12 protein-coding genes are annotated in these 9,332 nt (G+C 61.9%); 1 reads left to right on the forward strand and 11 read right to left on the reverse strand.

Annotation, left to right across the window (positions count from 1 at the left end; translation table 11 throughout):
• Positions 1–379: 379 nt before the first annotated feature.
• From ACVOLR_RS07375 to nudE, 10 genes are all read right to left on the reverse strand, one after another.
• On the reverse strand, positions 380–895 hold the full coding sequence (locus ACVOLR_RS07375) for a hypothetical protein (RefSeq protein WP_481535864.1): 516 nt from the start codon (positions 893–895) through the stop codon (positions 380–382).
• A 791-nt stretch (positions 896–1,686) separates the two neighbouring features.
• Positions 1,687–2,082 carry a glycine cleavage system protein GcvH gene (gene gcvH / locus ACVOLR_RS07380; protein ID WP_481516265.1) on the reverse strand — a complete coding sequence of 132 codons (396 nt, stop codon included), beginning with the start codon at positions 2,080–2,082 and terminating at the stop codon, positions 1,687–1,689.
• Between the two features lie 86 nt (positions 2,083–2,168).
• Positions 2,169–3,290 carry a glycine cleavage system aminomethyltransferase GcvT gene (gene gcvT, locus ACVOLR_RS07385; RefSeq protein ID WP_481535865.1) on the reverse strand — a complete coding sequence of 374 codons (1,122 nt, stop codon included), beginning with the start codon at positions 3,288–3,290 and terminating at the stop codon, positions 2,169–2,171.
• A 90-nt stretch (positions 3,291–3,380) separates the two neighbouring features.
• A complete protein-coding gene (locus ACVOLR_RS07390) occupies positions 3,381–3,812 on the reverse strand; it encodes an NfeD family protein (RefSeq protein WP_481535866.1) in 432 nt (143 codons plus the stop codon).
• A gap of 3 nt (positions 3,813–3,815) precedes the next feature.
• Positions 3,816–4,784, reverse strand: coding sequence for an SPFH domain-containing protein (locus ACVOLR_RS07395; protein ID WP_481535867.1), 969 nt, complete (start codon positions 4,782–4,784; stop codon positions 3,816–3,818).
• A gap of 68 nt (positions 4,785–4,852) precedes the next feature.
• Complete coding sequence (locus ACVOLR_RS07400; protein WP_296252631.1) at positions 4,853–5,155, reverse strand: Mpo1-like protein; 303 nt, start codon at positions 5,153–5,155, stop codon at positions 4,853–4,855.
• 39 nt (positions 5,156–5,194) lie between these two features.
• Positions 5,195–5,518, reverse strand: coding sequence for a YnfA family protein (locus ACVOLR_RS07405; RefSeq protein WP_296252628.1), 324 nt, complete (start codon positions 5,516–5,518; stop codon positions 5,195–5,197).
• Positions 5,515–6,336, reverse strand: coding sequence for a nucleoside triphosphate pyrophosphohydrolase (gene mazG / locus ACVOLR_RS07410; protein WP_481535868.1), 822 nt, complete (start codon positions 6,334–6,336; stop codon positions 5,515–5,517). Before mazG ends, ACVOLR_RS07405 begins: the two co-directional genes overlap by 4 nt.
• Before the next feature lie 79 nt (positions 6,337–6,415).
• Positions 6,416–7,225: a 3'(2'),5'-bisphosphate nucleotidase CysQ gene (cysQ, locus tag ACVOLR_RS07415; protein ID WP_481535869.1), complete on the reverse strand. Its 810-nt coding sequence runs from the start codon at positions 7,223–7,225 to the stop codon at positions 6,416–6,418.
• A complete protein-coding gene (gene nudE, locus ACVOLR_RS07420) occupies positions 7,222–7,770 on the reverse strand; it encodes an ADP compounds hydrolase NudE (protein WP_481535870.1) in 549 nt (182 codons plus the stop codon). The genes cysQ and nudE overlap by 4 nt, the downstream gene beginning before the upstream one ends.
• A 124-nt stretch (positions 7,771–7,894) precedes the next feature.
• On the opposite strand from nudE, the gene ACVOLR_RS07425 reads away from it, so the two are divergent.
• Positions 7,895–8,629, forward strand: a complete 735-nt coding sequence (locus tag ACVOLR_RS07425; RefSeq protein ID WP_481535871.1) for a 16S rRNA (uracil(1498)-N(3))-methyltransferase — start codon at positions 7,895–7,897, stop codon at positions 8,627–8,629.
• Positions 8,630–8,834: 205 nt separating this feature from the next.
• Here the strand turns inward: ACVOLR_RS07425 and ACVOLR_RS07430 are convergent, their stop codons facing one another.
• On the reverse strand, positions 8,835–9,311 hold the full coding sequence (locus ACVOLR_RS07430) for a chemotaxis protein CheW (protein WP_481535872.1): 477 nt from the start codon (positions 9,309–9,311) through the stop codon (positions 8,835–8,837).
• Positions 9,312–9,332 lie beyond the last annotated feature (21 nt).

Genomic DNA, 9,332 nt, shown 5'->3' on the forward strand with positions numbered 1-9,332 from the left:
GGTGGTGCGCTTTCGCTTGCTACATAAATTGTTTTGTTATTCTCCGTCTTGTTTTGTTGGTGGGTCCTCACCCCGCGAAGCTGGTGGTGCTCGAACAACCCGGGCAGTCGGGTTGCACGGAACCAAAATCGAAGAAACCAGATCTTCCAACAGAGCGCGAAGCCCGCCTGATCGGATGCTTGCCCAGCTTCGCGGCTTACGCCGCTCCCACAAACGGGGGTGCGGGATTACGCCTGGTCGAGCCCCTTGCCGAGCATGGCTCGGCACTACCGTGCAGGCCGATCTGATCGGCGCTTGCCGCTGCGGTCCGCCCATAAAAAAACTCCCTCCCCGCTGGGCAGTCGGGGAAGGAGTTTCAGGTCTTGCTAGTGAAGCTGGATCAGATCAGCGGCGCCGGGGTAGCCGGCAGCGCTACCGGAGCGGCCTTCTTCTTGCGAGCGGCCGGCTTCTTCTTCGCAGCAACCTTCTTGGCGGCCGGCTTCTTGGCGGCAACCTTCTTTGCAGTCTTCTTTACGACCTTCTTGGCAGCTGCCTTCTTGGCAACCTTCTTTACGGCCTTCTTGACTACTTTCTTGGCGGCTTTCTTGGCAGTTGCCTTCTTGGCAACCTTCTTTACGGCCTTCTTAGCTACTTTCATGACTGCTTTCTTGGCAGTTGCCTTCTTGGCAACCTTCTTTACGGCCTTCTTGACGGTCTTCTTGGCTGCTGCCTTTTTGACGGTCTTCTTGGCTGCTGCCTTCTTCACGGTCTTCTTGGCAACGGCCTTCTTGGCGACCTTCTTCACTGCCTTCTTGGCGGTTGCCTTCTTGGCAACCTTCTTCACGGCAGCCTTCTTGGCGACTTTCTTTACCGCCTTCTTGGCGGCCGGCTTTTTAGCTGCTTTCTTCGTAGCCATGGTTTGTTCCTCGTCAGTGATCTATGGAATTGAAATGCCCAGTTGAAGCAAATCCGCGGTGCTCTGCGGAGGACCGACGACGCGTCTAGCGCATCGTTACGGATACAGAAACACCCACAACGGGTCCCGCTGCAGGTGCCAGATAAAAATAAGGGGGGTGTTTCGCCGAAGGAAGCGAGTCCTGCTCCACCATCAAAAGGATCCTGGCGGACGTCCAAGTTGTGCTTCGCGTCTGAATGTTGATTCGGCTCACTCGCTTCCGCAGGAAAGGTCTGCTGGGCGAAACCTAATCACGGTTTTTTTTACTGTCAACTATCTTTGCAAATTATTTTTCGGAAGCCTTCAGCCTTCCGCGCCCGGTCGCGTGCCGCCACCGCCCGTCGTGCCCACCCATCGACACCGCACTTGCAAGCTCAAAAAAAAACACAAAGTAAAAAAACATCGGTAAAAGTGCACTATTCGTTTCAACACTGGCAATACGCAGCTGCGCTGGCGCTACACCTACAGCATCTCAAAGCTTGCGACCTGCAGTCCCCGCAGGTCAGTTCCGGCACCCAAAAAAAAGTTTGTCGAAGGCGAGGCTTTAGCTGTGCGACGGATCATTTTGCGCAAACTTTTTGGACCACTTCGCAGTCCGCAACGACACTGATCGGAACCACTTCGCGTCCGTTGGCATCCGCCTTGTCGCGTCAACGCCAGCCACTCATCACCAGCGATCATCACGTGATGCTGACACCGGCATAAAAAAAAACGGCCGCTGATAGCGGCCGCTTTCCGGATCACGACAGGACTCAGTGGTCCTCGTTTTCCAACATCTCGGCATAGTCGTCCGGGCCGAGCAGGTCGTTCAACTGATCCGGATCAGACAGCTCAACCACGTACAGCCAGCCGTCGCCGTAAGCATCTTCGTTGATGGTTTCCGGCTTGTCGGTCACCGCTTCGTTGACTTCGACAACAGTGCCGGACACCGGGCTGTAGACGTCGGATGCAGCCTTCACCGACTCGACCACCGCTGCGCCAACGCCAGCCTGCACGCTGTCACCGACAGCCGGCAGTTCGACGTAGACCAGGTCACCCAACAGACCTTGGGCGTGATCGGAAATACCTACGGTGACGCGGCCATTGCCTTCGACACGGGCCCATTCGTGGGACTTGAGGAACTTGAGGTCGCCAGGGATCTCGCTCATGGAACTACTCCGGAAAAACGGTGGTCGGGATGAATCGCTAGTTTAACGAACCGGAAGCAAGGTCGCTTCCGGTCCGGTCCTACAGGTCAAAGATTGATGCCGGCCTGTGCCTGGCCGTCACGCACGAACGGGAACTTGACGATGCGTACCGGCACTTCCTTGCCGCGGATGTCCACCCGCACATCACCCGGCGCACCAGCCGGCACGCGCGCGAAGGCGATCGCCTTGCCCAGCGTAGGCGAGAAGGTACCGGACAGGATCTCGCCTTCGCCATTGGCGGTGAGCACCTTCTGGCCGTGGCGCAGCACGCCCTTCTCGTCCATCACCAGGCCGATCATCTGCCGCGCGTTGCCTGCGGCCTTCTGCGCTTCCAGCACCGCGCGACCGGTGAACGCGCGCGGCGCGCCATCAGCCAGGTCATCCAGCGCCACGGTCCATGCCAGCGCCGCCTCGTACGGGGTGATGGTTTCATCCATGTCCTGGCCGTAGAGATTCATGCCAGCTTCCAGACGCAGCGTGTCGCGCGCACCCAGTCCAGCCGGCTTCACGCCAGCAGCCAGCAGCGCATTCCAGAACGCGACGACCGCATTCTGCGGCAGCAGCACTTCGTAACCGTCTTCGCCGGTGTAACCGGTACGTGCAACGAACAGTTCAACGCCGTCGGTGGAGCTGACGTCCAGCGCGGCAAAGCGGCCGAGCTTGTCCAGCGCGGCGCGATCCGACTCCGCTACCAGACCGGCAACCAGCGCACGCGCCTGCGGACCCTGCACGGCGATGATGGCCAGGTCTTCGCGTTCGATTACTTCGACGCCGAAGGCTTCGGCGTGCTGGCGGATCCAGGCCAGGTCCTTCTCGCGGGTGGAGGCGTTGACCACCATGCGGAACATGTCTTCGGCCAGGAAGTAGACGATCAAGTCATCGATCACCCCACCCTGCGCATTGAGCATGCACGAGTACAGGGCCTTGCCGCTGACCTTGACCTTGTCGATGGAGTTGGCCAGCAGCTGGCGCAGGAACTCACGGGTGCGTGCACCCTTCAGGTCGACAACGGTCATGTGGCTGACGTCGAACATGCCGGCGGCGGTGCGGACCAGGTTGTGCTCGTCGATCTGCGAGCCATAGTGGATCGGCATGTCCCAACCGCCGAAGTCGACCATCTTGGCGCCGAGTGAGCGGTGGGTTTCGTTGAGCAAAGTCTTCAGGGTCATGGCCGTTCCACACTAAGGGGACCGCCATTATCCCAGATGGTTACTTTTAAAACCTGCGGCACTGCCACAACGGCAGTACCGCAGCAGTATTCAGACCGCCTGCACCTTCAGCGTCATGCCATCCACAGCCACTACCCGCACCGCGCTGCCCTGCGGCAGATCGGGCCCGGCGACTACCCAGAACGCATCATCCACCTTGGCCCGGCCAACGCCGGCGCTGATCGCCTGATCCAGCGTCACCACCCGCCCGATCAGTTGTTCGGCGCGGCGATTGAGCAGGGGCTGGTCGCTGGGCCGCGCGCGTTGCCGGAACCAGGTGCGGTAGACCTGGATGGAGACAAAGCTCAGCACCACGAACAGGATCACCTGCAGCAGCACGGTCATGCCGTCGATCGCCCAGACGGTCAGGAACACAGCTGCTGCAGCGATGCCCATCCACAGCATGAAGGCACCCGGCGCCAGCGCCTCGGCGGCGAACAAGGTCACCGCCAACGCCGCCCAGATCACTACTTCCCAGCGCATGGCTCAGCGCCCCAGCGGCGGCGGGTTGCCGCGTGCGGGCTGCTTGGTCTCGCCTTGCTTGGTGAAGGCTTCCTTGGCCAGTTCAGCAATACCGGCAATGGAGCCGATCACGCCACTGGTTTCCATCGGCATCAGCACCAGCTTCTGGTTGGGTGAGTTGGCCAGTTCGCTGAAGGCTTCCACATACTTCTGCGCGATGAAGTAGTTGATTGCCTGCACGCTGCCGTTGGCGATCGCATCGGACACCATCGTGGTGGCCTTGGCTTCGGCCTCGGCCAGACGCTCGCGTGCCTCGGCATCGCGGAACGCCGCTTCCCTGCGCCCTTCTGCTTCCAGCACGGCGGATTGCTTCTGGCCTTCGGCGCGCAGGATCTCCGATTGGCGGATACCTTCGGATTCCAGAATGGCAGCGCGCTTGTTCTGCTCGGCCATCTTCTGCTGCTGCATCGACTGCACCAGGTTGGCCGGTGGCTGGATGTCCTTGATCTCGATGCGGGTGACTTTGACGCCCCACGGATTGGTGGCATGGTCGACCACATTGAGCAGCTTGGCGTTGATGGTTTCGCGCTGGCTCAGCGACTCATCCAGGTCCATCGAACCGATCACGGTACGGATATTGGTCTGCACCAGCGCAATCATCGCCACTTCCAGGTTGGCCACTTCATAGGCCGCCTTGGCTGCATCCAGCACCTGGAAGAACACCACCCCATCCACCCGCACCACCGCATTGTCCCGGGTGATGACGTCCTGGCTGGGTACTTCCAGCACCTGCTCCATCATGTTCACCTTGCGACCGACGCCGTAAACAATCGGAATCAGGAAGTGCAGACCGGGGGTCATCGTGTGCGTGTACTTGCCGAAGCGCTCCACCGTCCACTCGTAGCCCTGCGGCACCATCCGCACCGTCTTGAACAGCACGATGATGCCGGCCACCACGACCACCAACGCCAACAACCCTGCTCCGCTGCCCATGAGATCGCTCCTTGTGCTGATTGATGGGCCGAGTATAGCGACAGCCCCGGAAACAACTGGGCAGGCGCTTACAGCCGCACCCGCCCGCGCAGGATGTCGACGAACATCACCCAGTCACCGGCAAATGAATAGAAGGGGTGGCGAAAGGTCGCCGGCCGGTTCTTCTCGAAGAAGAAGTGCCCGACCCAGGCAAAGCCGTAGCCGCATAGCAGCGCGAACCACAGCCAGCGCAGCTGGCCGCTCCACAGCAGCATCGCCACGCAGAGCAGCACGCCGCAGCTGCCGATGAAGTGCAGGCGACGACTGACAACGTTGCTGTGTTCACCCAGGTAGAACGGATAGAACTGGCGGAAGCTGCTGAAACGCGACATGGCCGGCATCCAGATAGGGATGCGGCCAGCATAGGCGCTTCAGTTGCTGCGCGGGGCGAACATGATCACCGCCATGCCGAGCAGGCAGAGCCCGCCGCCGAGCAGGTCCCAGCGGGTGGGTTTGACTGAATCCACCAGCCATAGCCACAGCAGCGCCATGCAGACATAGACGCCGCCGTAGGCGGCATAGACGCGCCCGCTGGCGGCCGGATGCAGGGTCAGCAGCCAGGCGAACAAGGCCAGGCTGGCAGCAGCCGGCAACAGCAACCACGGGCTGCCCTGCTGCCGCAACCATAGCCACGGCAGATAGCAGCCGACGATCTCGGCCAACGCGGTCAGCAGGAACAGCGCCAGGGTCTTCACTTCGCGGCGTCCTTTTCGTGCTGTTTCACCTGCTGCCAGAGTGCTTCCTGCTGCTGCAGATCAAGCTGCGACATTGCGTTTCCCTGCGCAGCCGCCAGCGCTTCCATCGCGCGGAAACGGCGCTCGAACTTGTGGTTGGCATGACGCAGGGCGGTGCCGCTATCGACCTTGGCGTGGCGGGCAAGATTGGCGCAGACAAACAACACATCACCCAGTTCTTCCTGCAGGCGGACCTGATTGTCCACGCCGGTTGCGGCAAGCTCGAACTCGGCCTGCACTTCGTCGATTTCCTCGCGCAACTTGTCCAGCACCGGCACTGCATCCGGCCAGTCGAAGCCGGTGCGGGCGGCACGCGACTGCAGCTTGGTAGCGCGCAGCCACTCCGGCAATCCGCGCGAAATCCCTGCCAGTGCCGACCCATCCTGCTCGCCCTTGGCGGCACGCTCGCTGCGTTTGATCTCGTCCCAGTTGGCCAGCACTTCGTCTGAATCGCTGACCTCGGCATCGGCGAAGATATGCGGGTGGCGGCGGATCATCTTGTTGCTGATCGAGGCCACCACATCGCCGAAATTGAACGCACCCTGCTCGCTGGCCATCTGTGCGTGGAATACCACCTGCAGCAGCAGATCGCCAAGCTCGTCCTTCAGGTCCGGCAAGTCATTGCGGTCGATGGCGTCGGCCACTTCGTAAGCCTCCTCCACCGTGTACGGCACGATGCTGGCGAAGTCCTGTTCCAGGTCCCACGGGCATCCACCATTGGGATCGCGCAGGCGCGCCATGATCTGCAACAGGGTCTGGATATCGGTCAGTTCGGACATGCGCGCATCACCTTTGATTACGAATACGCCGGCAATCGCCGGCGTTTGAGATTCTCTGCAGGCAGGCTGCGGCCTGGCATCAAAGCCCAGCCACCCACTCCTGCCATGGCAGCGAGGCATCACCTAAGGCGACGAAGTCACCGTTGAGCAGACGCGGGCGTTGGTTGTAGGTGAACGGCACGCCATCATCGGCGGCCAGTACCACTCCGCCTGCCGCTTCCAGCACGCACTGACCAGCGGCGGTATCCCACTCACTGGTTGGCCCAAGACGCGGGTACACGTCCAGCGTGCCTTCGGCGATGCGGCAGAACTTCAGCGAGGAACCCTGCGCGATCAGCTCGATCTCGCCCATCCGCGCCAACAAGGTGGCCGTGCGCGCACTGGCATGTGAGCGGCTGGCGGCGACCCGCAACGGCGACGCCGGTGGCACACGGGTGTTGATCGCATCCTGCTGTTCACCGCTGCGGCGCCAAGCCTGGCCTCCGCGCTGCGCGTGCCAGATGACCTCGGTCACCGGTGCCTGTACCACCCCAAACACCGACACACCCTGCTCGATCAGCGCGATGTTGACGCTGAACTCGCCATTACGCTTGATGAACTCGCGGGTACCGTCCAGCGGATCCACCAGCCAATAGCGCTGCCACTGGCGCCGGGTCTCCCACGGCAGCTGCGCGGATTCTTCGGACAGCACCGGGATATCAGGGGTCAGCTGCGACAGACCCGCAACAATCAGCTGGTGGGCGGCCAGATCGGCGGTAGTAACCGGGCTGTCGTCAGCCTTCTGCTCGATATCGAAACCGCTGGCATAGACCTGCATGATCGCCGCGCCTGCGCGCTGGGCGATATCCAGCACGCCTTCGCGCAGGGCTTCATCTACTACTGCGCTCATGCGCCACCTCGCAGCCACTCACGGGCAATAAACAGGGCGGCCAGCGAGCGGCCCTCGGAGAAATCCTCGCGCAGCATCAGTTGGTCCAGCTCGGCCAGCTTCCACGGCACCACTTCCAGTTCTTCAGGCTCGTCACCGGGCAGGCGCTCTGGATACAGGTCACGCGCCAGCACCAAGGTGGATTGATGACTCATATAAGTAGGTGCCAGGGTCAGGCTGCGCAGCGCATCCAGCCTGCGCGCGCCGTAACCGGCCTCCTCCTTGAGCTCGCGATCGGCCGCTTCGATCGGCGTTTCGCCTTCATCGATGCGCCCTTTGACCAGGCCCAACTCATAGCGGTGCAGGCCGGCTGCGTATTCACGCACCAGCAAAACGGTCTCTTCATCGAGCATCGGCACAACCACCACTGCGCCATGGCCACCACTGACCAGGCGCTGGAAATGGCGGCGTTCGCCGTTGGAAAACTCCAGATCCAGCTGCTGCTGACGAAACGGCCCGATGTGTTCCTCGACCACGTTATGGATCTGTGGCAGGCGGCGACTCATGCGCCACTCCGGGCAAAACGACGGTAGACCGATAGAATGCGCATTGGCAGATACGTTTTCATGACGTTGAAATGCTAGCAGACCCAGCCGCTTCCCACGCGGCACCGCCTTTGCGAGAACTCCCATGCGCCTTACCCGTTGCCCGATTGAACTGCCGCTTGCCACCGGCCAGACCCTGTCCCTGCCCGAGGACGTGGCCAATCATCTGGTCCGGGTGATGCGCCTGCGCGAGGGCGAAGGCTGCGTATTGTTCAACGGGGATGGGAATGACTATGCGGCCACCATCAGCGCGATCAGCAAGCGCGAGGTACAGGTACACATCGACAGTGCCCAGGCCATCGACAACGAATCACCGCTGGCCATCACCTTGCTGCAGGGAATCGCGCGTGGCGAGAAGATGGACCTGATCCTGCAGAAGGCCACCGAACTGGGGGTCAGCCGCATCATCCCGGTCAATGCCGAACGCACCGAAGTAAAGCTGGACGCAGCTCGCGCCGAGAAACGCATCGCGCATTGGCGCAATGTGGTTGGCTCGGCCTGCGGACAGTCCGGGCGTGCGCGGATTCCATCCATTGGCAGCCCACAGCCGCTGGCTGCGGCGTCGGCAGCATTGCCGGAACAGACCCTGAGGCTGACTCTGGACCCGCTGGGCGAACATCGCCTGGCCTCGCTGCCGGCCGCTCCGGCCAACGGCGTGGTGATCGCGATTGGTCCCGAGGGTGGCTGGTCACCGCGTGACCGCCAGCAACTGAGCGACGCCGGCTTCCAGGGCCTGCAGCTGGGCCCCCGCATCCTGCGCACCGAGACCGCAGGCCTGGCCGCAATCGCGGCGCTGCAGGCGCGGCTGGGCGACCTGTAGCGCCGAGCCATGCTCGGCTGGGGCGTTACCGACAAACCCGATGTCGGTTTGTAGGAGCGGGGTAAGCCGCGAAGCCGACACCGCTGGAATCAGCAACCGGTCTGCAATTTGATGGAGTGCGGGCTTCGCGGCTCACGCCGCTCCTACAAGGCTGACTGCCTCGGCAAGGCCTCTGCCGAGCATGGCTCGGCACTACCTTTACCGATCAGGCTACGGCTTCTGCCAGGGCCAGGATAACGGCGCTTTCAACTGCATCCAGATCCGGCAACAGTGCGCTTTGCTCGCCGAGCAACACGCGCATGTGCACGCCAACCGGCAGACTCTCTTCCGATGCGTCGGCAAGCAGGCCGTCGCGCGGCACCGCGATCAGCTGCGGGAAGGACTGGGTCAGCAAGGCGAAATACGGCAGGTCCGGATTGCCCCCCAAGGCCTTCAGCACCACCACCTTGTTGTTGCTGCCCACCGTCTCATTGCCATGGCCGCTAAGCCCGGCGTAGGACAGCAGCGGCACGCTCCAGCCATGCCATGCGATCTGCCCGACCAGCCATGCCGGGGCATTGGCAATCGGCTCGACCGCTACGCGGGACATCATTTCCGCCACTGTCGCGTTGGGCAGCAATACACGCTCGGTACCGGCCTGTATCAGTACCCCACGGACTTCATCGTTGTTTGCGTAGCTCATCGTCAGTTCCTGAGTCGCGTT

The sequence above is a fragment of the Stenotrophomonas sp. STEN030 genome, from assembly GCF_056759995.1.

Bases quoted from the DNA above. Each gene is read 5' to 3' on its own strand.
- ACVOLR_RS07375 (WP_481535864.1), bottom strand. From the start codon at position 895: ATGGCTACGAAGAAAGCAGCTAAAAAGCCGGCCGCCAAGAAGGCGGTA.
- gcvH (WP_481516265.1), bottom strand. From the start codon at position 2,082: ATGAGCGAGATCCCTGGCGACCTCAAGTTCCTCAAGTCCCACGAATGG.
- gcvT (WP_481535865.1), bottom strand. From the start codon at position 3,290: ATGACCCTGAAGACTTTGCTCAACGAAACCCACCGCTCACTCGGCGCC.
- ACVOLR_RS07390 (WP_481535866.1), bottom strand. From the start codon at position 3,812: ATGCGCTGGGAAGTAGTGATCTGGGCGGCGTTGGCGGTGACCTTGTTC.
- ACVOLR_RS07395 (WP_481535867.1), bottom strand. From the start codon at position 4,784: ATGGGCAGCGGAGCAGGGTTGTTGGCGTTGGTGGTCGTGGTGGCCGGC.
- ACVOLR_RS07400 (WP_296252631.1), bottom strand. From the start codon at position 5,155: ATGTCGCGTTTCAGCAGCTTCCGCCAGTTCTATCCGTTCTACCTGGGT.
- mazG (WP_481535868.1), bottom strand. From the start codon at position 6,336: ATGTCCGAACTGACCGATATCCAGACCCTGTTGCAGATCATGGCGCGC.
- cysQ (WP_481535869.1), bottom strand. From the start codon at position 7,225: ATGAGCGCAGTAGTAGATGAAGCCCTGCGCGAAGGCGTGCTGGATATC.
- nudE (WP_481535870.1), bottom strand. From the start codon at position 7,770: ATGAGTCGCCGCCTGCCACAGATCCATAACGTGGTCGAGGAACACATC.
- ACVOLR_RS07425 (WP_481535871.1), top strand. From the start codon at position 7,895: ATGCGCCTTACCCGTTGCCCGATTGAACTGCCGCTTGCCACCGGCCAG.
- ACVOLR_RS07430 (WP_481535872.1), bottom strand. From the start codon at position 9,311: ATGAGCTACGCAAACAACGATGAAGTCCGTGGGGTACTGATACAGGCC.